We start from the raw sequence: 26,621 nt of genomic DNA on the forward strand, positions 1-26,621 counted from the left end.
TAAGACGTCAAGAAGTAAATACTTAACGAGATGGCAACGGCCCTATGCGTTCTCTAAGTGAACGCGGGGGCAGCTGCTGTCAGCGTGCCGTCCAAAAGGGACGCATCGCCCATCTCGCTGAGCGCGAGAGCGAGCGCTCCGAGCACCTCCGCGCGGCCCCCAAGTGCCCCTGGGAGAACGGTCAGTTGACGTGCCGCACTGGGGATGGCGTAGCGGCCCACGGACTCCCTGATCGGCCCGAGAACCAGCTCCCCGGCCTCGGCCAGATCGCCGCCGAGAACCACCCGGCTCGGGTTCAGCAGGTTGCAGAGATTTGCGACACCACTGCCGATATGACGTCCGACATCGGCGATCACGCGACGGCAGCCCGGGTCACCGTCCCGCGCCAGCCGGACGACGCCTTCCATGGTCAGATCGGTGCCGTGGCTGGACTGGAGGAGCGGCAGGACATAGCGCGCCGCCGCGAAGGTCTCCAGGCAACCCCGGTTGCCGCAGCGGCAGACGGGGCCGGATTCATCCAGGGTGATGTGCCCGATCTCCCCCGCCGTGCCCCCCGGGCCGCGGTAGATCTTCCCGTTGATCACCAGGCCCGAGCCGACACCGCTGGCGACCTTGATGTAGGCCAGGTCCCTGACCCCGCGCCCGCTGCCCCAGACCATCTCGCCCAGTGCGCCCAGGTTGGCGTCGTTGTCCACGTGTACGGGCACTCCGAGCCGGCGCCCCAGCTCCTCGGCGGGTCTCGCCCCGGTCCAGCCCGGCAGGATCGCGGTGGAGCCGAGGGTCCCCGACTCGACGTCGATCGGGCCCGGCACGCCGAGACCTACCCCGGCGATCTTGGAACGGTCGACGCCGGTTGCCGCGATCAGGCGGCTGACCAGCTCTTCCGCCCGGTCGAAGCCCTGCGCCGCGGAGGCGTCCACATCCAGTGGCTCGGACTCCTCGGCCAGCACCTGATGGGCGAGATTCCCGACCGCCACGCGCAGATGGGTATGCCCGAAGTCGACCCCGATGACGATGCCGGCGTCCCCGCTCAGACTGACGCTGCGGGCCCTGCGACCGCCCGCCGAAGTGGGTGTGACCTCGACCGTTCCGCCGTCCTTGAGCTCTCGGACGATATTGGAAACGGTCGCGGCGGACAGGCCCGTCGTCCTCGCGATCTCCGCCTGCGTGAGCGAACCCGCAAGGCGCACCGCACGTACGACGCGCTCAAGATTGGCTCGGTGCAGCGACGACTGCGACCCCGGAGTCTCCATCGACTCATCCACTCCTGCCCTCAGCCGGACGGCCCCGATGCCGTCCGTGTGATCCGGGTCACGGCATCTGAGCCCGGCCCACTTACAAGTTGTGAACTCCAAGCTCCGCTGAACGGGTTACCGCAGTCAAGTCCTTGACGGAAATCGGGACCACCGAGTCATGTTCCATTTCCGTCACCATGCGGACACGCGTACGCCACCCCGGGTCGGAGGTGGCGTACGCGCAAGCGGTGTCGGGGTGCTACTCGACGGTCGCTGAGTGCTACTTGAGGGTCGCCGAGGTGAGGCCCGCCTGGACCTGGCGCTGGAAGGAGAGGTACACGACGAGCATGGGGATCATCGCGATGGTCACGCCCGCGAAGAGGACGGGGAGGTCGGTGGCGTACCCCTGCTGTTGCTGGAGCTGGATGAGGCCCTGGGTGAGCACGTAGCGTTCCGGTTCCGAACTGTTCTGGGGCTGCATCAGCACCGACGGCAGGATGTACTGGTTCCACTGACCCAGCACGTTGAAGATCCCGACGCTCAGCAGGCCGGGCTTGGCCATCGGCAGCATGACCTGGAAGAACGCCCGGGTGTGCGAGGCCCCGTCGAGCACGGCCGCCTCGAAGACCGCCGTGGGCAGTGTGCGGAAGAAGGCGTGCATGAAGAACACGGTGAACGGCATCGAGTAGGCGACGTACACCAGGATCAGACCCTGGTACGTGTTCAACATGTCGAGACGCTTGACCATGAAGAACAGCGGAACGAGGGCGAGGAAGACGGGGAACATGGCCCCGCCGACGAAGAAGTAGTAGATGAGCCGGTTGCCCGGGAACTCGTAGCGGGCCAGCACGTAGGCCGCCATCGAGCCGAAGAGCATGGTCAGCGGGACGGAGAACACCAGCACGATGAGGGTGTTGGTGAAGTAGTCGCCGATGCCCTTGTTCCAGGCCCTGCTGAACACGTCCAGCTGCCAGTTCGAGGGCCAGCCGAGGGCCGAACCGCCGATCTGCGCGTCGGTCTTGAAGGAGCTCAGGACCAGCCAGAGCAGCGGCAGGATGATCAGTACGGCCCACAGGACGAGGAAGCCGTGCGAGAAGACGTTGAGGGTGAGGCCCTCGCTGCGCCGGTCGCCGGGACGCGGTGGAGCCTTCTTGACCGTCCGCTGGGGAGGTACGCCGTTGCCGTCGACCTTCGTCGGCTCGGTGATGGGTGCGCTCATAGTCGTCTGTCTCCCGCTCAGAACTCGATGCGCTCGCGGCGGGTGGCGCGCAGCGTGACCACGGACAGGACCAGGGTGAGGAGGAGCATGACGACGCCCATGGCGCAGGCGTAACCGCTCTTTCCGAAGTAGAGGAAGTTGCGCATCATGACGTTCGCCATGACGTCGCTGTGGTGGTCGGGGCCGCCGCCGTAACCCGTTCCCTGGGTCATCGTGGAGACGAGGACGAACATGTCCATCGCGATGATGCCGAGATAGACCCAGGCGGTCTGCACCGTTTCCCACAGCAGCGGCAGGGTGACCCGGAAGAAGGTGTGGGTGCGGTTCGCGCCGTCGAGCAGCGCGGCCTCGTAGATGTCCTTCGGGATGGACTGCATGGCGGCGGAGAACAGCACCAGATAGAAGCCGACGCCGTGCCAGACGACCACCGCCATCAGGCACCAGAGCACCAGCTTGGGCTCGTTCATCCACTCGATGGGATTGTTCGCGTCGACGAGGCCCAGTTTGATCAGGACGCCGTTGAGCAGGCCGCCGCCGTCGCTGCGGTAGAGCGCTCCGAAGAGCACCGCGACGATCGCCAGCGACAGGACCTGCGGAAAGAAGTAGACGATCTTGTAGAAGCCGGCGCCGGCGACGCCCGACACGCCGCCGGAGCCGCCCCGCCCGCCCGCGTTCACCATGAAGGCGAAGAACAGGGCGAGCAGGATGGTGATCACGGGGATGAACACCAGGAACAGGACGTTGTGCCAGATGGCTCCCATGAACGCGTCGTCCTGGAACAACGCTTTGTAATTGTCCAGGCCGACGAAACTGAACCTCTGGGACTGGCCGCTCCAGTCGGTGAAGGAGTAGCCGATGGTCTGTATGTAAGGCCAGATCACGAAGATCAGATACAGCGCCAAAGGTGCGAGGAGAAACCCCGCGACGAACCGGTACTGCCCTTTTCGCATGGCATCCTGCCCCTGGTGTGCCGGGTGTGCGTGACCCTGGTGTTCCGGGTTTCCGAGATCAGTCGCGGTGGTTCTTCTTGGACTCCGGGTCCTTGGCCGCCTTGTCGACGGCCGCCTGGGCTCGCTTCAGCCATTCCTTCGGCTGAATTCGCTTGGCCATGAGCTCGTTGGACGCGTTCTCCAGAGACGTACCCATCTCGCTGTACCAGTTGGGGTACAGGTAGTTGAAGGTATTGTCGCCCGCCGCCTTCGAGGCCTCAACGGTCGACTGCGTACCGGGACGCAGCGTGACGCCTTCGCTGACGCCGTCCTTGAGGATGGTGAGCGAGTTGGCCTTCTGCGCGAAGAGCGTCGACCACTCCTTGGAGAGCATCGAGCGCACGAACTCCTTGGCCTGGGGGAGGTTCGCGGCCTTCGCCGGGATGATGAAGGGCTCGCCGGAGCCGGCCCGGATCGCCTCGAACGGCAGCTTGCTGTCGGGCAGGCTCGGCATCGGCATGAACTTCATGTCGAAGTCGGCCGGGGTCTGCTTGAGCTGCTCGTTCTCCAGCCAGGAACCGCAGGTGATGAAGGCGGCCTTGTACTGGTTCCAGCGGGTCTGGGACTCCGTGTGCGTCAGGCCGTTGGTGCCCGGCAGCAGGTAGCCCTTCTCGACGACCTCGTAGATCGCGTCGATGGCCGCCGCGGCCGCGTCGCTGCCGACGAACGCCTTGGGGTCGAGGTTGTCGATCGCCTTCATGGCGTCCAGACCGCCCTTCTTGGCGATCAGGTCCATGATGGCGACGTTGATGTAGTACGGGTACTTGCCCTGGTGGGCGAGGCCGCCGATGCCCTGCGACTTGGCGTCCTTGCAGATGGCGAGGAAGTCGTCCCAGGTCTTCGGAACCTCCCAGCCCTTCTCCTTGAAGAGCTTGCCGGAGTACCACAGACCCCACACCGTGTAGATGTAGTTCAGGGACACGACCTTGCCGCCCTGGAGACCCGGGTCGAGCGTGCCGGCGATCAGGGTGTCGCGGACCTTCTTGCTCGGGTCGTCGATGGACGGCGCGTCGAGGACCGAGGCCAGATCGAGGAGCTGGCCGGCCTTGTAGAGCACGTCCAGCTTGATCTGCTGGGCGCCCGAGTCGTCGACGACGTCCGGCGGGGTGCCGCCGTTGAAGCGCGGCTGGAGCTTGCCGGTGATCTCCTGGGTGCCGGTGTGGGCGGTGGTGGTGCCCCACTTCTTGTCGAACGCGGCCTCCCACGCCTTGGCGTAGTCGTCGCCGTAACCGCCCTTGAAGACGACGACTTCGAGCTTGCCGCCCTTCTTCAGGCCGAAGGGGTTGGTCTTGCTGGTCTTGCCGGTGCCCTTGTCGCCCGAGTTGCTGTCGTCGCCTCCGCCGCTCGCACACGCGGACAGGAAGCTCATCGTGGGAACGGAGATCAGTCCGAGCGCCGCTGACCGCTTGATCAGATCGCGGCGGCCGACACCCTCGGTGTTGCTGTTCTCGGCGGAAGTGGATCCCATGCTCAAGTCCTCGCCTTCTCCAGGACTCAGGCGGTGAACCGGATCCTCCCCGGCACCGCGATTAGGTCAAGCTGGGGTTGTACGTGGGGGATTCAGTGGGACGACGCGACGGTAGGTGTATGTGACACGGTCCGTCGCCTCCCGATTTCCCCCCTGGGTCCTGCCTGTCCACGGCCGTCGAACGACTGAGCAGACGCCGACAGGTATAGTCCACTTCCCGCCAGCGGAGCAAGATCGAATGCAGGTTTGCCGGTGGGTCTTTTCCGAGTTGAGACCTCCCGGAAATATGGGGCACCTGTGCACCACCCCAGCGAAGATCGACAGGTGCCAACCTCCCGCATTGAACGCAATGCGCAGTTCGTCGCTTCGTATTCACCCTGGATGCCACACCCAACACCCTTGACATCACTGACAACTTGACCCCCTACTGATCCTTGCGCAGCAAAGTTGACAACGTTGTCCAGGCGCAGGGAGGGTGCTCGCGCATGCAGCACGGAACCCGGTACAGACGGAGTTCTTCAACCCGCCAGAGATGGCTTTCTCCAACGGCGCTGGGGGTGATAGCGCTTTCTCTCCTGGCGGCCTCGCAGGGCGCGGCGATCGCCCTTCCCGCCCAAGCGGCGGTCGCCGACCGCGAGTTCGCCTCCTCTTTCGAATCCGGCGATCCCGCACCGGACTGGCTGAATACCGTCGATACATCGGCGGATGGAACAAAGCGGGCCTCCGGTGTCGACGGCGGTTACAGCACCGGCATCCCCGGCAATGTCACCGACCACGTCACGGACGTCCGCGCGAGCGGCGAGAACACCGGTGCGGGCGAGGTGAAGGAGAACCTCGCCGACGGCGAGTCGAGCACCAAGTGGCTGACCTTCGAGCCCACCGGATGGGCGGAGTTCGACCTGGACGCCCCGGTCAAGGCGGTCACGTACGCGCTTACCTCGGCCAACGACCACGACGAGCGCGACCCGAAGGACTGGACCCTCCAGGGCTCCACGGACGGCAAGGACTGGAAGACCCTCGACACACGCTCCGGCGAGTCCTTCGGCGAGCGGTTCCAGACGAAGTCGTACGACATCGCGAGCCCCGTCGAGTACCAGCACTTCCGGCTCGACGTCACCAAGAACAACGGCGGGGACATCCTCCAGCTCGCCGATGTCCAGTTCTCGACGGGCCCGAGCGACGACCCGGCGCCCAAGGACATGCTCTCGCTGGTGGACCGCGGCCCGAGCGGCTCGCCCACCGCGAAGGCGGGCGCGGGCTTCACGGGCAAGCGGGCCCTGCGCTACGCCGGTACGCACAAGGCGGACGGCAGGGCGTACTCGTACAACAAGGTCTTCGACGTGAACGTGGCCGTCGGTCGCGACACCGAGCTGTCGTACCGGATCTTCCCGTCCATGGCGGACGGTGACCGGGACTACGACGCCGCGAACGTGTCCGTGGACCTGGTCTTCACGGACGGCACCTCGCTGAGCGGCCTGAACCCGACCGACCAGCACGGCTTCGCGCTGACGCCGCAGGGGCAGGGCGCGGCCAAGGCGCTGTACGTCAACCAGTGGAACAACGTGGTCTCGCGGATCGGTTCGGTCGCGGCCGGCCGGACCGTCGACCGGATCGTGCTGGCGTACGACTCGCCGAAGGGGCCCGCGAAGTTCCGTGGCTGGCTGGACGACGTGTCGCTGAAGACGGTCGCTCCGGAGAAGCCCAGGGCGCATCTGTCGGACTACGCGCTGACCACCCGCGGCACCAACTCCAGCGGTGGCTTCTCGCGCGGCAACGACTTCCCGGCGACGGCCGTCCCGCACGGCTTCAACTTCTGGACGCCGGTGACCAACGCGGGCTCGCTGAGCTGGCTCTACGACTACGCCCGCGCGAACAACGCGGACAACCTCCCGACCATCCAGGCGTTCAGCGCCAGCCATGAGCCCAGCCCCTGGATGGGCGACCGGCAGACCTTCCAGGTGATGCCGTCGGCCGCCTCCGGCACCCCGGACACCGGCCGCACCGCCCGCGCGCTCACCTTCCGGCACGAGAACGAGACCGCGCGGCCCTACTACTACGGGGTGACCTTCGAGAACGGGCTCAAGGCCGAGATGGCGCCGACGGATCACGCGGCGGCGTTGCGCTTCACCTATCCGGGTGGGGACGCGAGCGTGCTCTTCGACAACGTCACCGAGCAGGCCGGTCTGACCCTCGACAAGGAGAACGGGATCGTCACCGGGTACTCGGACGTGAAGTCCGGGCTGTCGACGGGGGCGACGCGGCTGTTCGTGTACGGGGTGTTCGACGCGAAGGTGACCGGCGGGGACTCCGCCGGGGTCAAGGGCTATCTGCGGTTCACGCCGTCCGAGGACCACACCGTCACCCTGCGCCTCGCCACCTCCCTCATCAGCGTCGACCAGGCCAAGGACAACCTCCGCCAGGAGATCCCCGACGGCACGTCCTTCGGGGCGGTCAAGGCGCGGGCGCAGCAGCAGTGGGACAGGCTGCTCGGCAAGGTCGAGGTCGAGGGCGCGACACCGGACCAGCTGACGACGCTGTACTCCAGCATGTACCGGCTGTATCTGTATCCCAACTCCGGCTTCGAGAGGGTGGGTTCGAAGGACCAGTACGCGTCGCCGTTCTCGCCGATGCCGGGTCCGGACACCCCCACCCACACCGGCGCGAAGATCGTCGACGGCAAGGTGTACGTCAACAACGGCTTCTGGGACACCTATCGGACGACCTGGCCGGCGTACTCCCTGCTGACACCCGGTCAGGCCGGGGAGATGGTCGACGGGTTCGTGCAGCAGTACAAGGACGGCGGCTGGACCTCGCGCTGGTCCTCCCCCGGGTACGCGGACCTGATGACCGGTACGTCGTCGGACGTGGCGTTCGCGGACGCGTATGTGAAGGGGGTCGGCTTCGACGCGGAGTCGGCGTACGACGCGGCCCTGAAGAACGCGACGGTCGTCCCGCCGACGTCGGGCGTGGGCCGCAAGGGCATGTCGACCTCGCCGTTCCTCGGCTACACGAGCACCGACACCCACGAGGGTCTGTCGTGGGCGCTGGAGGGCTACCTCAACGACTACGGCATCGCGAAGATGGGCCAGGCCCTCTACAAGAAGACCGGCGAGAAGCACTACGAGGAGGAGGCGGAGTACTTCCTCAACCGTGCCCAGGACTATGTGAACCTCTTCGACTCGAAGGCCGGATTCTTCCAGGGCCGCGACGAGAAGGGCGACTGGCGGGTCGAGTCGTCGGCGTACGACCCGCGTGTCTGGGGCTACGACTACACGGAGACGAACGGCTGGGGCTACGCGTTCACGGCGCCGCAGGACAGCCGGGGTCTGGCCAACCTGTACGGCGGCCGGAGCGGGCTGGCGCAGAAGCTGGACGCGTACTTCGCCACACCCGAGACGGCCTCGCCGGACTTCGTGGGCTCGTACGGCGGGGTCATCCATGAGATGACCGAGGCCCGTGACGTACGGATGGGCATGTACGGGCACTCCAACCAGGTGGCCCACCACGTCACTTACATGTACGACGCGGCGGGACAGCCGTGGAAGACCCAGAAGAACGTCCGTGAGGTCCTCTCCCGCCTCTACACCGGCAGCGAGATCGGCCAGGGCTATCACGGCGACGAGGACAACGGCGAGCAGTCGGCCTGGTATCTCTTCTCCTCGCTCGGCTTCTACCCGCTGGTGATGGGCAGCGGCGACTACGCCATCGGCTCACCGCTGTTCACCAAGGCGACGGTCCATCTGGAGAACGGGAAGGACCTGGTGGTCAAGGCCCCGAAGAACAGCGCGAAGAACGTGTACGTGCAGGGTGTGAGGGTCAACGGCAAGAAATGGAGCTCGACCTCACTCCCCCACTCCCTCATCTCCCGTGGCGGAGTACTGGAGTTCGACATGGGCGCCAAGCCGTCCTCGTGGGGCTCCGGCAAGAACGCGGCGCCCGTGTCGATCACCCAGGACGACCAGGTGCCCACGCCGCGCACGGACGCTCTCAAGGGCGAGGGCGCGCTCTTCGACAACACGTCGGCTACGGACGCGACGGTCACCTCGGTGGACCTGCCGGTCTCCGCTGCCGCCAAGGGAGTTCAGTACACCCTGACATCGTCGGACCGCACCAAGGCCCCCACCGGATGGACCCTCCAGGGTTCGTCGGACGGCACCCGGTGGACCGACGTCGACCAGCGCTCCGGAGAGTCGTTCACCTGGGACCGGCAGACCCGCGCCTTCACGGTCGCGGACCCGGGCTCGTACGCGCACTACCGTCTGGTCCTCGACGGTGAGGCGACGCTGGCGGAGGTGGAACTGCTGGCCTGACGTACCCCCCATGGGAGAGGGGCGGGCGCGGAGATTCTCCGCGCCCGCCCCTCGTTCGCCGGTGCGGTTCAGCCCACCGCGAGGGTGAAGACGTGCAGATCCGCGTTGTCCGGCAGCTTCACGCTCTTGATGGTCCTGCCTTGCGGGGCCTGGAAGGGCTTGGTGGCGAAGACGTAGGTCGCGACCGGGTCCTTGTCGGCGCCCGCGACATTGCGGTACGCGGTCTTGGCCACGGTCTCGTTGCCGTACTGGACGGTGCCGCCCCCGCCGCCGACGGTCCAGTCGGTGAAGGAGAGGTCTATGGAGTCGGTGGTGCCGTCGGTGTAGGTGACGGTCGCCTTGGTCTGCTGGTTGCCGTTGACCGCGCTGCCGATGAACGACAACTGGGTCGCGGGCGTGGCGAGTTCGATGGTCTGGGCGGTCGCCGAGGCGTTGTCGGGGCGGCCCGTCGGGGAGTCGGGCCAGGTGAAGGTGAGGCCGTCGACGGTGCCCTGCTTGCCGGGCGTGAGGCCCGCGTCGGCGAGGGCCTGGCGGGAGTAGCTCCAGCCTCCGCCGTCGTAGTCGGCCTCGTCGTGGTCACCGGAGTCGTCCGAGACGCCGGTGTTGTTGTACGCGGCGAGGAGGGAGCCGGGGGCCGCGACGGTGAGGGCCACCGGCTGCTCGTACGACGTGTCGGCCGAGGTGACCGTGACCAAGACGTCGTAGAAGCCCTGCTGGGCGGCCTCTCCGGCCGACAGGGTGATCTGCTGGGCGCCGTCGGTCACCGTGCCCTCGGCGGGAGTCGCCGTCACGCCCTGCGGCACGTCCACGTGGAAGCGGACCTCGGGGCCCGCGCCGCCGCTCAGGGCGAGGGCGCGGATGTCGAGCTTCGTGCTGCCGCCGGGGGCGAGGGTGGCCGTGGTCGGGCCCACGCCGATCTGGTACGGCTGCTCGCCCTCGCGGAAGGAGGGCGGGGCCGCGGCCTCGGAGCTGCCCCACTGCTGGTCGGGGGTGTCGCTCAGCGTGTAGTCGAGCGTGCCGCCGTCCCGGACGAAGGAGGCCGGGAGCCACGGCCGGTCGCTGGTACGGCCGTTGACCTTCAGGGAGCGGATGTACGGGGAGTCGGCGGCCGCGCCCGTCGCCCGGATCTCGATGTCGCCGCCGCCCGGGCGCTCGATCTCCACCCTCGGGAACAGCGGTGAGGACAGGGTGAGTTCACTGCGGGAGGGCACCTGGGGGTACATGCCGAGGGACGAGAAGACGTACCAGGACGACATCTCGCCGAGGTCGTCGTTGCCGGGGATGCCGCCCGGCTGCGTCGACCACAGCCGGCTCATCGCCGCGCGGACGGTCGCCTGCGTCTTGTAGGGGGCACCCGCGTAGTCGTACAGGTACGGCACGTTGACCGACGGCTCGTTGTCCAGCTCGGACTTGTCGCCGCCGCTGCCGGTGAAGGCCCAGCTGCCGTCCGCCTCGTGGAAGAAGGTGTCGAGGCGGTCGAGGGCCTTGTCGCGGCCGCCCATGGCCGCGAAGAGCCCGGCGGGGTCGTGCTGCACCATCCAGGTGTACTGGGCCGCCGTCCCCTCCACGAAGCCGTTGCCGGTGGCCGGGGTGAATCCGGTGACCCAGCTGCCGTCCTCCTTGCGGTTGGCTACGTAGCCGCCGCTCGGGTCGGCCGCGATGTTGAAGTTGTTCTGCCACCACTGGGAGCGGCGGGCGAAGTCGGCGGCGGTCTTCTTCTCCCCTGCTGCCGTGGCGAGTTGGGAGATCGCGAAGTCCGCACCCGACATCTCCAGGGTCTCGGCGGCGCCGCCCCAGGCGTTGGACACGGACGGCATGTAGTGCTGCTTCAGGTACTTGTCGAGCGACGGCCGCTGGCCCACCGACAGGACCGGCTTGCCCGCCGCGGAGAGGTCCTGCCCGGTCGGCACGGTCGCCGCCGTGACGAGCGAGTCCAGCGCGCCCCGCAGGTCGAAGTCCGTGCCGCCGAAGGCCCGGATGCCCGCGAGCGCGGGTGCCGACGGGTCGCCGTTCATGACGTGTGTGCCGCTCGCGCCATGCAGCCAGCGGTCCCAGACTCCGCCGTTCTGCCGGGCGAGTTCGAGCAGGGACTGTGCGATGTCCGAGCCGGTGTCCGGGTTGAGGAGGGTGAGCAGCTGGACCTGGGAGCGGTAGACGTCCCAGCCGGAGAAGGTGCCGTACTGCGCCTGGTGGCCGCGGGTGACGACATGGACCTTGTCGTCGGGGCCCCGGTATCTGCGGTCGGCGTCGCTGATGACGTTCGGGTGCAGGAGGGCGTGGTAGAGCGCGGTGTAGAAGGTGGTGCGGTCGGTGTCGCTGCCACCGCCGACCCTGATCGCGCCGAGCCGGTCGCGCCAGGCGCGGTGGGCGGCGTCCTGGACCGAGGCGAAGGACCGGGAGGGCGGGTTCTCGGCCGCGAGGTTGGCCTCGGCGCCCGCCCGGCTGACGTACGAGATGCCGACCTTGACGTTCACCGGGTCGGCGCCGGGCTCGAACTCCACATAGCCGCCCGCGCCCTTGCCCGCGACGGGCCGGCCGCCCTGTCCGAATCCGCCGGTGCCGCCGGCGGCCTCGGTGCTGCCCGGGCTCAGCCTGTCGTCCTGCCAGGTGCCGGTCGCCTTGAAGTCGCGGTCGAAGCGGGCGGTGAAGTAGAGGGTGTAGTAGGCGCGTCGGCCCTCCGGGTCGAGGTAGCCGCAGAAGTTCCCGGAGGTGACGGAGCCGGAGACCGTGCGCGTCGCCGGGTCGATGGTGACGGAGGAATCCGTGGACCCGACCTCGGAGTTGGCGGTGCGGATCAGCAGCGAGGCGGGCTTGTCGGCCGGGTAGGCGAAGCGGGCCGAGCCCGTGCGCGCGGTCGCCGTCAGGTCGGCGGTCACGCCCGAGGCCAGCCCGGCCTTGTAGTGGCCGGGCTCGGCGGTCTCGTCGGCGTGCGTGAAGTCGGACGCGTACACCGCGTCCTTGGTGTCGCTCGCCGGGGAGGAGGTGACCTCACCGGCGTACGGGAAGAAGGGGATGTCGCCGCTGCCGCCGGCGCAGCCCGTGCCGGACATGTGGGTGAGGCTGAAGCCCCGGATGCGGGTGGCGTCGTACTGGTAGCCGCCGGGCGCGGCGGTGCGGGTGGCGTCCCCGCGGGTGTTCTCGGGGCTCCAGGAGAGCATCCCGAAGGGCATGACGGCGCCGGGGAAGACATTGCCGCCGTTCTTGGTGCCGATGAGCGGATCGACGTATGTGGTGGGGTCCCGGACCAGGCGGTCCTGGGGAAGAGCGGGTGCGTTCCCGCGTCGTTCGGTGCGTGCTCTCGGCGTGCCGGACGAAGGTCCTCGTAGCGGAGCTACTTGGGCCTTCGTCCGGTGCGGCGAGAGTGCGTGCCGGGCGGCGTGGGGGCGTGCCTGAACTTCCCCAGGACCGCCTGGGTCCGGTGGTGCGGCGGTCGCGGCGAGCGCCGGGGTGGCGCCGCCGACCGTCAGAGCGACGGCCAGCAGGACGGATGACGGACGGAAACGCATGACGCGGCCCCTCCTCCTTCGGACGGGTCGCGCACCACAGGTCGCACAAGCCGCAGGGACAGTAACGTGCGCCACGGGTACCACGGAAGACCGCCTCCGGCACGGGAGACGCGACCGGCGCACACCCCATTGGCGCAGCGCGCGCCCCGTCGAAGGTCAACTGGCTTGACATCGTTGTCCGTTGAGGCGGTAGAGTCATGTACAGACCATCCGACAACGTTGTCGCACACCCTGGTCACCACAAGCCGCACCATCCCGGGCCGGGCCTCCCCCGACCCCGCCCGGGCTCGCGGACCGGGTGAGTACGATCACCCACCCGGTCCGCCCTGAGCCTTGCGCGGTCAACCCACCTGACAGGGCAGGCTCGTTGACGGATCGTCACCGGTGCCCTGGACGACGTACCCGAACGTCGTGCTCTTGCCCGGATCCAGCGACCCGTTCCAGTCGGCGTTGTGCACCATCACGTCCTGGCCGTCGTAGGTCGCGTTACCGTTCCACAGACTGGCGACCGACTGCCCGCCCGGCAGCGTCCAGTCGACCATCCAGCCGAGCATCGGCACGTCACCGGTGTTGGTGACGGTCACCTCGGACTGATAGCCGCCGGGCCAGCTGTTGGTCGTACGGCGGGTCGCGGAGCACACGCCGGGCGGGGGTTCGGTCGGGTTGCCCGGGTCGTGGATGCCCGTCACTTCGCCGTTGCCGCCGTCGAAGACGACGTCGGAGCAGGAGTAGAAGGTCTCCGCGCTGTCCGAGCGCTGCCAGACCATGTAGATGATGTGGCGGCCCGACTTGTCGGTGGGGAGCTTGCCGCTCCAGGAGTAGTTGGCCTCGACCGTGCCCGGGGTGCCGTTGAGGGGCGGGTGGTCGACCGTGAGGAACGGCTGGTCCTCCATGTCGTTCCAGGTGAGCGTCTTGGTCGGGTCGAAGCCGTCCTTGGTGATGTAGACGTAGAACCAACCCGGGTGCGCGGCCCAGGCGTTGTACGAGAAGTCGACGGTCGCGCCCGAGGTGAGGTGGGTGAGCGGCCAGTCGTTCCGCGGCAGGTTGAAGCCGGTGAAGTTGGGGTTGCCGCCGCTGCACAGCTCGCCGTCCGGGACGAAGCCGCGGGTGCGGCCGGCGCCGTCGGAGCGCAGCACCGAGAACCAGTTGTAGAACGGCGTCGTGCCGCTCACCTGCTGCGCCGCCTTGCAGGCCGGGTTCACGGGTTTGATCTCACCGGTGTCGGTCAGCCCGTCCTGCCAGCACAGGAAGGTGCGGCTGCCGGGCTTCATGGGGGTGCCGTGGGCCTCGGCCCGGCCGCCAGTGGCGACGATGAGGGTGAGGGCCGGGAGCACGGCCAACAGGGCGAGCAGGATGAGGAGTGGGGATCTGCGGCGGGTGGGGAGCGGTAATCGGGAAGTCACCGAGGCCGTCGAGGCCGTTGTATTTGGTGGGGGCATGACAAATAACCTCTTCGCGGGTGTCGTGTTCGTCCTGGGTGAGGCGGGAGCGACTCCCGGGGCGGGTTCCGGTCCGCATGGATGGGAGCGCTCCCACCTCATTCGGAAAGTAGCGCGCACTCGAACCTCTGTAAACGCCCGCCGCACACCTCGCGCACCAGAGCGGATCGCACAGCTCACACACAAAGGCCGCACCCCACAGTGGTGGGTGCGGCCCTCGCGATGACTGAAAACCGGTGTCAGGTCACTGGTGGTGAGGTGACGTCAGATAGTGCTGTCGAAGAAGCTCCCTTCCGTAGTCGTTGCCGTTGGGCGTGCGGATGACGGAGTGCACGTGCTTCTGGGTCGCGCCGCTGCCCTGCGAGGCGCCGTACGCTCCCGCCGGCGGACCGGGAGCCTGGCAGTCGACCTCGACCCAGACCACGGGGCTGTGCACCCGGACATAGAAGGCGGAGTCGTCGGCGATGCCGCCCGCCCAGGTCACGTACGTGTCGTCGATGTACTTACGGACCTCGGCCATCCGCACCTTCGCGACATCGGCCTTGGCGCGGCCGACGAATGCCTCGACGATGCCGAGCAGCTTCTTCTTCTGGGCAGTAGTTGATGACCTGGTGGTGGCCGTCGAACTGGAAGCCCCAGAGCTCGGTGGCCGACGGGGTGCCCATCAGCGTCCAGTAGTAGGCGTCCTCGTTGAAGGAGTTGGTGTTGTCGATCGCCTCGCCGGCCGCCTGGTTGATCTTGCGGATCTTCTCGCTGGTCTCCAGGCCGTCGGCGCTGAGAGCCGACTTCAACAGGGCGGTGCCCAGCTCCTTCTGATCGTCCGTCATGTCGGCGAGGGTGACGCCCTGGCGCTCGTAGGAGTCGACGTTGTTCCACAGCCGCCACTCGGTGGAGCGGACGGTGAACTGCGTCGCGGTCTTCTGGGTGTCCGTGAGCCCCGCCAGGAAGGCATTCGCGGCGGCGACCACCGGTGCGGTCGCAACGCCGGTGGAGTGGATGGTGTAAAGGTCGTCGATCCGCTTGCCGTCGGTCGTCAGACCGAAGAACTCCTCGGTGATCGACTGGTTGCCGGGTCCACCGGTACCACCGCCGGGGGCGCCGCTGGGCGCGCCGCTCGGCGTGGCGGAGGCGTCCGCCGTCGCGGTGGTGCCGTCGTCGGCCATCGCGGGCCAGGCACCGGCACCGCCCATCGTCGCGACGGCAGTGGCGCCGCTGGCGAAGAAGACCTTCCGCATGAAGTTGCGACGGCTCGCGTGGGCGCGCCTGCCCGGCTCCGACTGCGGCTCCGTCGGCTCTGTCGGCTCCCCGGTGTCGAGCTCCGTCATCGTCACAGGCTCCCGTCGTCATGGGCGCGTCCATGACGAACGGCCGCGCGCCGCTGACTCTTCTGGGCGAACCTGAGGCGAAGCTGAAGCCGAGCATGACAAACAACCGTTGTATTTCCCGTGGGACGCCGCCCCAACTGGGGTTCTCCGGAACCTCGTGCGCGCTCGCTCCCTCTACCTGTGAAAACGACATGAATACGGGCAAGGGGAAAGGGCGGGCCGGTGCGGAGGTCTGAAACGGGTGGTGACGACGAGAGCGGTGCCGGCCGCGGCCCGAGGGTCGGCCGCGGCCTGTGGGCGCCCGCGCTGGCGAATCTCCTGATCGGGCTGGTCGCGATCGTCCCGGGGCTGTGCCTGCGCTGGCTGCTGACCAAGTACCCGTCGGTGCACTGCGGCAGCGGCGTCGGCTGCCACGGGGGCACCTCCCACAGCGCGCTCGGCATGATCACCGGCGCCGTGCTGGGCCTGGGATTCGTCCTCGGAATGGTGCTGGTGGTGGACATCCTGATGCCCCACCAGGAGGGCGGCCCGGTGGGGTCCTGGCTGGGCATGGCGCTCCTGATCCCCGTGCCGTTCGTGGTGGGGCAGGCGATGGGGTGGATCTGAGCAGGTGCGGAGGCGCGTCGGGGCCGCGCCTGCTGCTGGATCCGCCGCCGGCGAGGGCCGCGTGCGGGCGGATGCGAGCGACGCGTTCGGGGAGCCCTCGGCCCTGTCCGGCGGGACCCGTCCCCGGCACGGCAAGGCCCTCGGCTGTCTGAGCGAGGACCCGGACGAACCGATCGTCGTCTTCCTTCTGCGGAGCGGCATGTCCCCCGACGGCGAGTGGCCGCGGTCTCAGGAGCCCCGGCTGCCGGCCGTGTGCTTCGGGGACGGGCGGTTCCGCGACACGTTCAGGTTCACACCCGAGGGGAGACGGCGGTCTTCCCTCCCGCCCCGGCCGCCGGTGTGAGGACCTCGGCCGACGGCAGCTCGATGGTGAACTCCGTACGGCCCGGGGCGCTTTCCACTCGTATGGTGCCGCCGTGGGCGGTGGTGATCGCCGCGGCGATGGCGAGGCCGAGACCCGAGCCGCCGTGTTCGGCGGAGGCGCGGGAGCGGGAGGCGTCGGCGCGGGTGAAGCGTTCGAAGACCCTGGGCAGGAGCGAGGGCGGGATGCCGGGGCCGTCGTCGCGCACCCGGATCGTGCAGTGCGTGTCCGTCGCCTCCGCCGAGGCCACGACCGTCGTGCCAACAGGCGTGTGCACACGGGCGTTGGCCAACAGGTTGGCCACCACCTGATGGAGTCTGGCCTCGTCGCCGACGACCAGCGCCGGGGAGTCCAGGAGCAGCGCCAGCTGCCAGTTGTGGCTGTCGCCCGCGGCCCGCGCGTCCCACACCGCCTCCGCGACCAGCGCCGCGAGGTCCACCTCGGCCGACTGCAACGGCCGTCCCTCGTCGAGCCGGGCGAGCAGCAGCAGATCCTCTACCAGGCCCGTCATCCGCGCCGATTCGGCGGAGACCCGCCGCCAGGCCATCGTCGGCTCGATCTTCTGGGTGCCCCGGTTCATCAGTTCCGCGTATCCGGCGATGGACGCGAGCGGCGTACGGAGTTCATGGCTGGCGTCGGCCAGGAAGCGGCGCATGCGTTCCTCGCTGCGGCGCATCTCCTCCTCGCCGCGCTGGCGTTCGGCCAGCGAGGTCTCGACATGGTCGATCATGCGGTTGAGCGCGGCGCCCACCTGGCCTGCCTCGCTGCCCGGGTCGGTGTCGCGTTCCGGTACCCGGATGAGGGCCGTGACCTCGCCGTGCCCCAGCGGGGATCGGGACACCTCGACGGCCGTGGCGGCGACCCGCCCGAGCGGGCGCAGCTGCCTCCGGATGACGACGGCGCAGACACAGCCGGCCACGGTGAGCCCGGCGGCCGCCACCACGGCCTCCACCACGACCAGGCCGCGGATCATGTCCTGTACGTCGTCCATCGGAAGCCCCGTCATGACGGCCTGCTCACCGCCGCCATCGAGGGCGGTGACCCGATAGGTGCCGAGGCCGGGGACGGTCCTGGTGTGCAGCGAGCCGTCGGCCTCGATGCCGGAGAGCGCCGCGCGCTGGGCAGGGTTGAGAATCTCCAGCCCGCCGGCGCGGCTCACCACCTTGGCGGCGATGACCTGCCCGTCGTCGCCGAGCCTGGCGGCGACGGTGCCGATGGGCTGCCCCTGCTCGTTGAGGAACCCGAGGTCCGTGTCACCGCTCGGCCCGATACGGACCCCGCCCTGGCTGCGCGAAGCGGCGTCGCTGACCCGCTGGTCGAGGTTGCCGAGCAGATACGCGCGCTGCGCGAAGACGGTGGTGAGCGCCATGGCCGTGCACACCACCACCAGCGCGGCGCAGATGAAGACGAGCAGCCGCGTCCGCAGGGACCTCCCCCGCAGACGCGCCCACCAGGACTGCCCGCGCGAGCGCGCCGAGGGCTGCGTCCGCGGCTGCCGGGCGGTCAGCGAACGACCGCGGAACCGGGGGCTCATCTCCCGTCCTCCGGCGGTTTGATGGCGTACCCCATCCCGCGCACGGTGTGGATCATGGGGGTGCGGCCCTTGTCGATCTTCCGGCGCAGGCTGGAGATGTACACCTCGACGAGGTTCCCGCCGCCGTCGAAGGAGCTGCTCCACACGTGGTCGAGGATCTGGGCCTTGCTCAGCACCTGCCGCGGATGGCTCAGCAACAGCCGGAGCAGGTCGAACTCCTTGGCCGTGAGCTGGACGGACACGCCGTCGCGGTGCACCTCGCGGGTCTCGTCGGCCAGGACGAGATCACCGAGTACGAGCGCCGCCCCGTCGGGCTGCGGCTCCTCGGCACCGGAGCGGCGCAGCAGCCCGCGCAGCCGCAGCACGACCTCCTCCAGGGAGAACGGCTTCGTCACATAGTCGTCCGCGCCCGCGGCGAGCCCGTCGATGCGGTGTTCCAGCGCGTCGCGCGCGGTGAGCATGAGGACGGGCAGCCTGGGATTCTCGTACCGCAGCCGCCGCAGCACCTGGAGTCCGTCCAGGTCGGGCAGCATCCCGTCGAGCACGACGGCGTGCGGGGCACAGCCGCGCGCCACGCGCAGCGCGCTCTGCCCGTCGGCCGCCGGATAGGGCCGCCAGCCCGCCTCGGTCACGGCGACGGACAGCAGCTCGGTGAGCCCCGGCTCGTCGTCGACGATCAGCACACGGACGCGGCCGCCATGGACCCCAGAAGTGCCAGACATGTAGTAATCGTGTCCCGGTCCGCTGAGGGAACCCTGTGTTCCACCTGAGCCCTGCCGATGATCTCGGGGGAACGAGACGGGCGAAGGACGCGGACGAACGGCGAAGGGCCGCACCCCCGTTCACCGGGGGTGCGGCCCTCAACCGCTGGTAACTGCCCTGCCGTACCGCTTAGTTGCGGATCAGGTTGCGCAGCACGTATTGCAGGATGCCGCCGTTGCGGTAGTAGTCCGCCTCACCGGGGGTGTCGATGCGGACGACCGCGTCGAACTCCACACCGGTGTCGGTGGTGACCTTGACCGTGCCGGGGGTGGTGCCGTCGTTCAGCTCGGTGATGCCGGCGATGGAGAAGGCCTCCTCGCCGGTCAGGCCGAGGGACTCGGCGGACTGGCCCGCCGGGTACTGCAGCGGGATGACACCCATGCCGATGAGGTTGGAGCGGTGGATGCGCTCGTAGGACTCGGCGATGACGGCCTTGACGCCGAGCAGCGCGGTGCCCTTGGCCGCCCAGTCGCGGGACGAGCCGGAGCCGTACTCCTTGCCGGCCAGGATGACCAGCGGGATGCCCTGCTCGATGTAGTTGCGCGAGGCGTCGTAGATGAACGACACCGGCGCGTCGGCCTGGGTGAAGTCGCGGGTGAAGCCGCCCTCCGTGCCCGGCGCCACCTGGTTGCGCAGGCGGATGTTGGCGAAGGTGCCGCGGATCATGACCTCGTGGTTGCCTCGGCGCGAGCCGTAGGAGTTGAAGTCACGCCGCTCGATGCCGTGCTCGGTGAGGTACTTGCCCGCCGGGGTGTCGGCCTTGATGGCGCCGGCCGGGGAGATGTGGTCGGTGGTGACCGAGTCGCCCAGCTTGGCGAGGACACGGGCGCCGGCGATGTCCGAGACCAGGGTGGTCTCCATCGTCATGCCCTCGAAGTACGGGGGCTTGCGGACGTACGTCGACTGCGCGTCCCACTCGAAGGTGTTGCCGGTCGGGATCGGCAGCGCCTGCCACTGGGCGTCGCCCGCGAAGACGTCGGCGTAGGACTTGTTGAACATGTCCTCGCCGATGGCGTTCGCCACGACGTCGTTGACCTCGGCCTCGGAGGGCCAGATGTCGGCCAGGAAGACCGGCTTGCCGTCCTGGTCGGTGCCGAGGGCGTCGCGGGTGATGTCCACCTTCATGGAGCCCGCGAGGGCGTACGCGACGACCAGCGGCGGGGAGGCCAGGTAGTTCATCTTGACGTCGGGGTTGATCCGGCCCTCGAAGTTGCGGTTGCCGGAGAGCACCGACGTCACGGCCAGGTCGTGCTCGTTGACCGCCTTGGAGACCTCCTCCGGCAGCGGGCCGGAGTTGCCGATGCAGGTGGTGCAGCCGTAGCCGACGAGGTTGAAGCCGACCTTGTCGAGGTAGGGGGTGAGCCCCGCCTTGTCGAAGTAGTCGGTGACGACCTTGGAGCCGGGCGCGAGGGTGGTCTTGACCCAGGGCTTGCGGGTCAGGCCCTTCTCCACGGCCTTCTTCGCGACGAGCGCGGCGGCGACCATGACGTACGGGTTCGAGGTGTTGGTGCAGGAGGTGATGGCCGCGACCGTCACCGCACCGTGGTCGATCTCGTAGGTCGAGCCGTCGGGGGCGGTGACCGTGGTCGGACGGGTCGGTACGCCGTTGGCGGCGGCCGGGGAGTCGGAGGCCGGGAAGGACTCCTTGCCCGCCTCGTCGTCCTCGTCCACGTAGTTGCGGACGTCCTGCGCGAACTGCTGCGAGGCGTTGGCGAGGATGATCCGGTCCTGCGGGCGCTTCGGGCCGGCGATCGACGGGACGACCGTGGAGAGGTCGAGCTCCAGCTTCTCGGAGAAGTCGGGCTCGGCGGCCGGGTCGAGCCAGAGGCCCTGCTCCTTGGCGTACGCCTCGACGAGCGCGACCTGCTGCTCGTCACGGCCGGTCAGGCGCAGGTACTTCAGGGTCTCGTCGTCGATCGGGAAGATCGCGGCGGTGGAACCGAACTCCGGCGACATGTTGCCGATGGTGGCGCGGTTCGCGAGGGAGGTCGCGGCCACACCCTCGCCGTAGAACTCGACGAACTTGCCGACGACGCCGTGCTTGCGCAGCATCTCGGTGATCGTGAGCACGAGGTCCGTGGCGGTGGTGCCGGCGGGCAGCTCACCGGTGAGCTTGAAGCCGACGACGCGCGGGATGAGCATGGAGACCGGCTGGCCGAGCATCGCGGCCTCGGCCTCGATACCGCCGACGCCCCAGCCCAGGACACCCAGACCGTTGACCATGGTGGTGTGCGAGTCCGTACCGACGAGGGTGTCGGGGTACGCCTGGCCGTTGCGCACCATGACCGTACGCGCCAGGTGCTCGATGTTCACCTGGTGGACGATGCCGGTGCCCGGCGGGACGACCTTGAACTCGTCGAAGGCGGTCTGGCCCCAGCGCAGGAACTGGTAGCGCTCCTTGTTGCGGCCGTACTCAAGCTCGACGTTCTGCGCGAACGCGTCGTTGGTGCCGAACTTGTCGGCGATGACAGAGTGGTCGATGACCAGCTCGGCCGGGGCCAGCGGGTTGATCTTCGCCGGGTCGCCGCCGAGCTCCTTGACGGCCTCACGCATGGTGGCGAGGTCGACGACACAGGGCACGCCGGTGAAGTCCTGCATGATCACGCGGGCCGGCGTGAACTGGATCTCCTGGCTGGGCTGGGCCTGCGAGTCCCAGCCGCCGAGGGCCCGGATGTGGTCGGCGGTGATGTTCGCGCCGTCCTCGGTGCGGAGCAGGTTCTCCAGCAGCACCTTCAGGCTGTACGGAAGGCGAGCCGAGCCTTCCACCTTGTCCAGCCGGAAGATCTCGTACGACTCGTCGCCCACCTGCAGCGTGCTGCGGGCGTCGAAGCTGTTCGCCGACACGACAGTCTCCTTCATTGATGTGCGCGTTCCCACCGCATCCTGCCGCCACGACGTCTTGGCCGATCCGCTAAGGTAAGGCTAAGTTAGGTAACCCTTACTGCCAGACCGATGATGCGTGCGGCTGCGGTGCGCCTCGGCAGATATCTCGATGTCGAGATAACTCTAGTACATGGGGGCGGGCTGGTCATGCCCGGCCTCCCCCGGGTGTCCCGTGTTTCGTCCTCCACACACCTGCGGCGGGGTGAGTTCTTTGGCTGCGGGTGGGTGGGGGCTGGTCGCGCAGTTCCCCGCGCCCCTTAAAAGCACCCGGGGCGGACCGGCGGTCTTTTAGGGGCGCGGGGAACTGCGCGACCAGCCCCCACCCACCAGCACCCGACACACAACCCAACGGGGTCTGGGGCGGAGCCCCAGAAGGGATGGGACGGGTAGGGGCGGCGGGGGCGGTGACCTTCGGGTGTCACAGGCCCCTGTGATGAAGTGGGCACGGCAACGGTGACGAACACAGGCGGCGTACGCGCATGGCGTACGCGGACGACGTGCGCAGGGGGACGATCCGTGGCAGCGGACTCGACGACAAGCGGCTACGACTACCGGGGCGCCCATCTGCTCGCCCTGCTCCTCGCCGGGGGCGAACCGGGTGAGGCCGGGCGGATGCGGCGGCGGCTCGGGGAGGCGGAGCCGCGTTATCTGACCTGGGTCCCGCTGTCCGCCGAGGCGCGGGCGAACGCGGCCCGGGATCCGGATCCGCTGGTGCGCCGCGCACTGATCAGGGCCGAGGGCGTGACCGCGGACGATCTGGCCACGCTGCTCGAACGCCCGGACCCGGTCACCGACCGGCAGGTGTACGAGCATCGCTCGGCGCGGCCGTGGATGCGCCGTCTCGTCCTCACGCCGGGGCGCCACGCGGATCCGGCCGCTCTCGCGCCGCTCAGTGAGCGGATCCTCTCCACCCAGCGGGAGTTGCCCGCCATCGCGCACTTCGTGGCCGCCGGGGTGGTCAGCGACGCGCCCGAGGTGGTCGAGCACGCGTTGCGTGTCTGTGGTCGGGCGATGACCAGTGCCGAGCAACTCCGGGGTGTGCTGGGCCTGTTGGACCACCCGGATCGGCTGCGGGCTCTGCTCGGCAGCGCGGACGCGCCACTGCGTCCGGCGGTCGCCGAACAGGCAGGCGCCGCGCTCGGCACGGACGGCGCCGCACTGCGGGCCGCCGTCGCCGCGGCCGAGGGCGCCGAGGGTCTGGTCGCGGGCCTGCGCGCAAGCGAGGCCGAGCCGCACTGGCGCCGGGCCTTCGAGTGGGACGCGCTCGTCTCCGCGCACCTCGCGGATCCGCTGCCCGAGGCCGCCGTACGGTTCCTCGCCCAGCGGCCCGAATGCCCCGAGCCGGTGCTCGCGGAGCTGTACCGCACCCACCCGACGGTCGTGGCCGGGGTCGCCCGGCCCTGTGCGGCGCTGGTACGGGCCGCCGCCGGGACTCCGGGCCATCCCGAACTGGTGCGGATCTGCACGGCGTTGAGCGCCGACGGAGCCGATCACTCCGTCGGCCCGGACGGCGCGGGCACCGGTACCGACGCCCGCGCCGACCAAGCCGGTGCCGTCGGTCGCCCGGACGAGCCCGACATCGCCGCCCCTTCGGACGAAGACCTCTCCTCCCTCTCCTCCCTCATCCTCGACACCGTCACCCCCGCCCGCACCGCCGCCACCGCCCTCGCCGAGCTCGGCCCGTCCGGGCCCCTGCGCGAGTCCCTGCACCGGCGGCTCGGGGCCGACCCGGGGCACTGGGCCACGCTGCGGACCACCCTGTCCCGGTACAAGGGCACGCTCGCCGCCCTGCTCGCGGCCATCGCCGACGGCGAGCCGCTCGCCGGTTCGGCCAAGCCTCCGGCGCTGACGAAGCCGTACCGCTTTCTGCTGTACGCCACCGAGCCGGGCGATCTGAGCAGGCTGCTGCCACGGCTGCCCGATGAGCTGCTGACGGCGTTGCTCGGCAAGGGCTCGCTGCCGCCGCACGCCCTCGGCACCGCGCTCGCGGCGGGCGATCCGCGCGTGGTGGCCGCCATCGGCGGCAATGTCGCGCTCGGCGTGCGCGAACTGCGCCGGCTCACCGAGCTGGACGAACCGGCCGTCAACGCCGCCGTGTTCCGTCATCAGAAGGTCACGCTCTCGCTGTGCCGCGCGATCGCCTCGGGCGTCCCGCGCACTCCGGGCCGCACCGAGCCCGTCCCGCTCGACGCGGGGCTGCGCGCCGAGCTGCTCGGCGAGACCCACAAGCACCGGCGGACGCCGCTCGTCACCAGTGGGGACCCCGAACTCGTCCACCACGCCTGGCGGTTCCTGAGCGAGGACGGGCAGCACTACGCCGTCGTACGGGTCTGGGAGCGCGCCGGGGAGGAAGGGGTGCGCCGGCTGCTCGGCCTGTTCCCGGAGGACGTCCTCACCGCCCATCCCGTGCTGGAACGGGCCGCCGCCACAGGCGACTTGGGCCGGTTGAGGGAGGACCTCCACCCCTTCGACGACCCGGACACCCTGTGCGGCATCCTCACGGAGCCGCGCGGACGCAACGCCACCCGGCGTCTGGTGTACACGCTCGTCCACGAGCCGTACGCCTACGACTTCACCCGTCTGGCGGCCTCGCACCGCAAAGTGCCCTTCCAGCCGGAGCCGCTCGCCGAGCTGCTGCGCCACGAGGACGTCGACGAGGCGGCCCGGGAGGCGCTCACCGTGGTGAACGTCAACCAGTGGCTCGACTCCAAGGACCATGGAGCCGATCCGGTCGAGCTGCTGCGCTCCACGCCGTACCCGGGGTGGCAGTGGTTCACCCGGGCGGTCGAAGGCGGTTTCGTGGATCCCGAGCGGCTGGTCGACACCGCCCACCCCGCCCACGAGGTGCTGGGGAGCCTGCGGCACTTCGACGACGCCGTGGCCGGGCGGGCGCGCCGGTACACCGCGGAACTCGTACGGGAACACCTGGCGGGCCATCCGGAGGGCTGGGTCGTCGCGCTCGGCCTGGTGGGCACGTACGCCGGGACGCTCGCCGAACTGATCCAGGTGGCCGCGCAGGTGGCGGGGCCCCGGCCCGACGCGGCGGAGCTGGCCCGCCGCGATGCGGGTGAACTCGCTCGTGTGGCGGCGGAGTTGAAACCCGTCGCGGCCGCCCCCCGGCTCACACCGGCGGAAGAGCGCGCCCTGCGGGAGGAGTTGGAGCCCCTGTCGACCCAGGCCGCGGTGCATCTGCTGCGTACGCTCGTGCCGGGCTCGCCCCTGCCCACCGGCGCCGGCGTCCTGCGCACCCTGGCGGACGCCGCCCCCTACAGCGTCCCCGGCGTCGAACGCCCCGACTGGCTGATCGAGGCCTGCGCCGCCCACAACTCCTCCACCACCGGGGAGCCGCTGGTTCCCAAGGAGCGCCGCGGTATCCCGCTCTCCGCCCTGGACGACTACCGGCACGGATTCGTCGCCCCGAGCGAGCTGGTCGCCCGCACGCCCGCGCGCGAGATGAATCCCGTGCCCAAGCAGTGGCGTACGCACCACGCGGAGGAGCCGCAGCTGCGGGCCGCCCGCGCTCTGGTCGCCGAGCGGCTCGGCACCGACACCGGGCGCTGGGTGCGCGCCCTGTCGGCGATGAACAACGGCTGGGCCGACCGGACCTTCGGTGAGGTGCTCTCCGAGGGCGACTCCGGGAGGGACGCCACCTGTTTCACTCCGCTGGGCGGGCGGCTCCTGCTGCACGCGGACGTCGCCGCCCTGACGGCCGTGATGCCGTTGCTCGGTCCCGACGCGACGGTCGCGCTGACCGAGCACGCGTGCGCGAGCTCCTTCCTGCCGGACGACCTCGTGACGTATCTCTTCGTCGCGGACGACCGGGCCGCGCTGCTCGCCCTCACCCGGTCGTGGCGCGAGCTGTACCGCGACCGTGCGCTGCAACTGCGGCTCCTCGGTCTGGACGACCCCGGCGTCAACGCGGCCCTGTACGGGAACGCGTTCAACGGCCCGGCCTCCGTCGCGGTCCGCCGGATGATCCTTTCCCGCCGGCCGCGCGGTCGTGTGGCCGAGGGCCCGGGCGACCTCGTGCCGCTCGCGCCGGAGCTGCGGGAGACGCTCCTGAAGTCGTCGTACCTCGTGACGGGTTCGGAGCACCGCCAGCGCGTTCAGCTCGAAGCCGCCGACCCCGAGATAGTCGAACACGCGCTCGCCTCCTGGGGGAAGCGGCGCCCGCTGCTGGACCATCTGCTCGCCGCGCGTGCCTCACTGCGGTACGGCGGCCGGGACCAGCTGCGGTCGCTGGCCGAGCGAGGGCTGCTCAAGCCCGCCGCGGCGAAGTTCGCCGTCAAGGCGCTGGAGTCGGCCGACCCGGACGCCGTGATCGACGACCGGCTCGACCGCGAGCTGGGGCCGGAGCGGCTGGTGACGCGGCTGCGGGCGTGCGTGGAGTACGGCGAGCCGGTCCGCGTCCTCGAACTGCCGTACATGCGCGATTGGGACGTACTGCTCAAAGCGCACGAACAGGAGCCCTTCTCGTCCGCCGTGTGGAGTGCGCTCGGCGATCTGCCGGACGCGCCCGACGCGGTCACGGCGGCGAGCATGACCTGGGAGCGGCTGCGCGACCGCGCCGCCATCGGCCGCGGCCCCGACTGCGCTCGCGCCGCCGTGGCGCACCGCCACCGCGCGGGCAGCCGTGCCACGCGGAGCGCGATGTTCGACTTCCTCGGCGAGCACGGCCTGATCACCGGCGCCGACCTGGTCCATCACGCCTCGGGGGCGGCAGGCGTTCTCCACTACCTGGCCGAGGGCGCCGTACGCCGCGAACTCCCCGACGCCGTGCGCGCCTTTGTGAGGGAGGCCACCGACGAAGTGGCGGAACTTGCGACAAAACTCCTCAATATCGATGAACCGTCATGGAAGCGTCTCTTCGCGGCACTCACCGGCGGTGACGTCAACTGGCTGCGGCCCGGCTGCACCACCACCGTCGCCGCACTGCTGGAGCACAGCGCCCGAACTCCCCTGTGACCGGCCCGTGATGGCCACT

14 protein-coding genes are annotated in these 26,621 nt (G+C 69.5%); 3 read left to right on the top strand and 11 right to left on the bottom strand.

Going from position 1 to position 26,621, the window contains the following annotated elements:
- Window positions 1-53: 53 nt before the first annotated feature.
- From OIC96_RS11290 to ngcE, 4 genes are all read right to left on the bottom strand, one after another.
- Complete coding sequence (locus OIC96_RS11290) at window positions 54-1,253, bottom strand: ROK family transcriptional regulator (RefSeq protein ID WP_330307972.1); 1,200 nt, start codon at window positions 1,251-1,253, stop codon at window positions 54-56.
- Window positions 1,254-1,515: 262 nt separating this feature from the next.
- Entirely contained in the window at window positions 1,516-2,454 is a 939-nt protein-coding gene (locus OIC96_RS11295; RefSeq protein ID WP_330307971.1) for a carbohydrate ABC transporter permease, read from the bottom strand.
- A 17-nt stretch (window positions 2,455-2,471) separates the two neighbouring features.
- Window positions 2,472-3,404 carry a carbohydrate ABC transporter permease gene (locus tag OIC96_RS11300; RefSeq protein WP_330307970.1) on the bottom strand — a complete coding sequence of 311 codons (933 nt, stop codon included), beginning with the start codon at window positions 3,402-3,404 and terminating at the stop codon, window positions 2,472-2,474.
- Between the two features lie 58 nt (window positions 3,405-3,462).
- A complete protein-coding gene (ngcE, locus tag OIC96_RS11305; protein WP_330307969.1) occupies window positions 3,463-4,911 on the bottom strand; it encodes an N-acetylglucosamine/diacetylchitobiose ABC transporter substrate-binding protein in 1,449 nt (482 codons plus the stop codon).
- 485 nt (window positions 4,912-5,396) lie between these two features.
- Between ngcE and OIC96_RS11310 the strand changes: the two genes are divergently transcribed.
- On the top strand, window positions 5,397-9,221 hold the full coding sequence (locus OIC96_RS11310; protein WP_330307968.1) for a GH92 family glycosyl hydrolase: 3,825 nt from the start codon (window positions 5,397-5,399) through the stop codon (window positions 9,219-9,221).
- 68 nt (window positions 9,222-9,289) lie between these two features.
- On the opposite strand, the gene OIC96_RS11315 is transcribed toward OIC96_RS11310, so the two are convergent.
- From OIC96_RS11315 to OIC96_RS11330, 4 genes are all read right to left on the bottom strand, one after another.
- Complete coding sequence (locus tag OIC96_RS11315) at window positions 9,290-12,727, bottom strand: GH92 family glycosyl hydrolase (RefSeq protein ID WP_330307967.1); 3,438 nt, start codon at window positions 12,725-12,727, stop codon at window positions 9,290-9,292.
- Window positions 12,728-13,068: 341 nt separating this feature from the next.
- Window positions 13,069-14,166: a lytic polysaccharide monooxygenase auxiliary activity family 9 protein gene (locus OIC96_RS11320; RefSeq protein WP_330307966.1), complete on the bottom strand. Its 1,098-nt coding sequence runs from the start codon at window positions 14,164-14,166 to the stop codon at window positions 13,069-13,071.
- 244 nt (window positions 14,167-14,410) lie between these two features.
- Complete coding sequence (locus tag OIC96_RS11325; protein ID WP_330462167.1) at window positions 14,411-14,746, bottom strand: DUF3500 domain-containing protein; 336 nt, start codon at window positions 14,744-14,746, stop codon at window positions 14,411-14,413.
- Window positions 14,670-15,491: a DUF3500 domain-containing protein gene (locus OIC96_RS11330; protein ID WP_330307965.1), complete on the bottom strand. Its 822-nt coding sequence runs from the start codon at window positions 15,489-15,491 to the stop codon at window positions 14,670-14,672. Before OIC96_RS11330 ends, OIC96_RS11325 begins: the two co-directional genes overlap by 77 nt.
- Window positions 15,492-15,713: 222 nt before the next feature.
- On the opposite strand from OIC96_RS11330, the gene OIC96_RS11335 reads away from it, so the two are divergent.
- Window positions 15,714-16,097, top strand: a complete 384-nt coding sequence (locus tag OIC96_RS11335) for a hypothetical protein (RefSeq protein ID WP_330307964.1) — start codon at window positions 15,714-15,716, stop codon at window positions 16,095-16,097.
- A 290-nt stretch (window positions 16,098-16,387) separates the two neighbouring features.
- On the opposite strand, the gene OIC96_RS11340 is transcribed toward OIC96_RS11335, so the two are convergent.
- The 3 genes from OIC96_RS11340 to acnA form a co-directional block, all read right to left on the bottom strand.
- A complete protein-coding gene (locus OIC96_RS11340) occupies window positions 16,388-17,992 on the bottom strand; it encodes a sensor histidine kinase (protein WP_330307963.1) in 1,605 nt (534 codons plus the stop codon).
- Window positions 17,989-18,714 (bottom strand): response regulator transcription factor, encoded by a 726-nt coding sequence (locus tag OIC96_RS11345; protein ID WP_330307962.1) that lies wholly within the window; start codon window positions 18,712-18,714, stop codon window positions 17,989-17,991. The genes OIC96_RS11340 and OIC96_RS11345 overlap by 4 nt, the downstream gene beginning before the upstream one ends.
- A 169-nt stretch (window positions 18,715-18,883) precedes the next feature.
- The gene (acnA, locus tag OIC96_RS11350; RefSeq protein WP_330307961.1) at window positions 18,884-21,598 is read right to left on the bottom strand and encodes an aconitate hydratase AcnA; all 2,715 of its coding nucleotides are present in this window, start codon (window positions 21,596-21,598) and stop codon (window positions 18,884-18,886) included.
- A gap of 555 nt (window positions 21,599-22,153) precedes the next feature.
- Between acnA and OIC96_RS11355 the strand changes: the two genes are divergently transcribed.
- Window positions 22,154-26,602 carry a hypothetical protein gene (locus OIC96_RS11355; RefSeq protein WP_330307960.1) on the top strand — a complete coding sequence of 1,483 codons (4,449 nt, stop codon included), beginning with the start codon at window positions 22,154-22,156 and terminating at the stop codon, window positions 26,600-26,602.
- Window positions 26,603-26,621: the final 19 nt, after the last annotated feature.

It is taken from the genome of Streptomyces sp. NBC_00775 (genome assembly GCF_036347135.1).
Lineage (GTDB): Bacteria > Actinomycetota > Actinomycetes > Streptomycetales > Streptomycetaceae > Streptomyces > Streptomyces lutosisoli.

Excerpts from the sequence above, each read along its gene's own strand:
- OIC96_RS11345 (WP_330307962.1), bottom strand. The coding sequence starts at position 18,714 with ATGTCTGGCACTTCTGGGGTCCATGGCGGCCGCGTCCGTGTGCTGATC.
- OIC96_RS11315 (WP_330307967.1), bottom strand. The coding sequence starts at position 12,727 with ATGCGTTTCCGTCCGTCATCCGTCCTGCTGGCCGTCGCTCTGACGGTC.
- OIC96_RS11300 (WP_330307970.1), bottom strand. The coding sequence starts at position 3,404 with ATGCGAAAAGGGCAGTACCGGTTCGTCGCGGGGTTTCTCCTCGCACCT.
- ngcE (WP_330307969.1), bottom strand. The coding sequence starts at position 4,911 with ATGGGATCCACTTCCGCCGAGAACAGCAACACCGAGGGTGTCGGCCGC.
- OIC96_RS11320 (WP_330307966.1), bottom strand. The coding sequence starts at position 14,166 with ATGCCCCCACCAAATACAACGGCCTCGACGGCCTCGGTGACTTCCCGA.
- OIC96_RS11340 (WP_330307963.1), bottom strand. The coding sequence starts at position 17,992 with ATGAGCCCCCGGTTCCGCGGTCGTTCGCTGACCGCCCGGCAGCCGCGG.
- OIC96_RS11295 (WP_330307971.1), bottom strand. The coding sequence starts at position 2,454 with ATGAGCGCACCCATCACCGAGCCGACGAAGGTCGACGGCAACGGCGTA.
- OIC96_RS11330 (WP_330307965.1), bottom strand. The coding sequence starts at position 15,491 with ATGACGGAGCTCGACACCGGGGAGCCGACAGAGCCGACGGAGCCGCAG.
- OIC96_RS11310 (WP_330307968.1), top strand. The coding sequence starts at position 5,397 with ATGCAGCACGGAACCCGGTACAGACGGAGTTCTTCAACCCGCCAGAGA.
- OIC96_RS11290 (WP_330307972.1), bottom strand. The coding sequence starts at position 1,253 with ATGGAGACTCCGGGGTCGCAGTCGTCGCTGCACCGAGCCAATCTTGAG.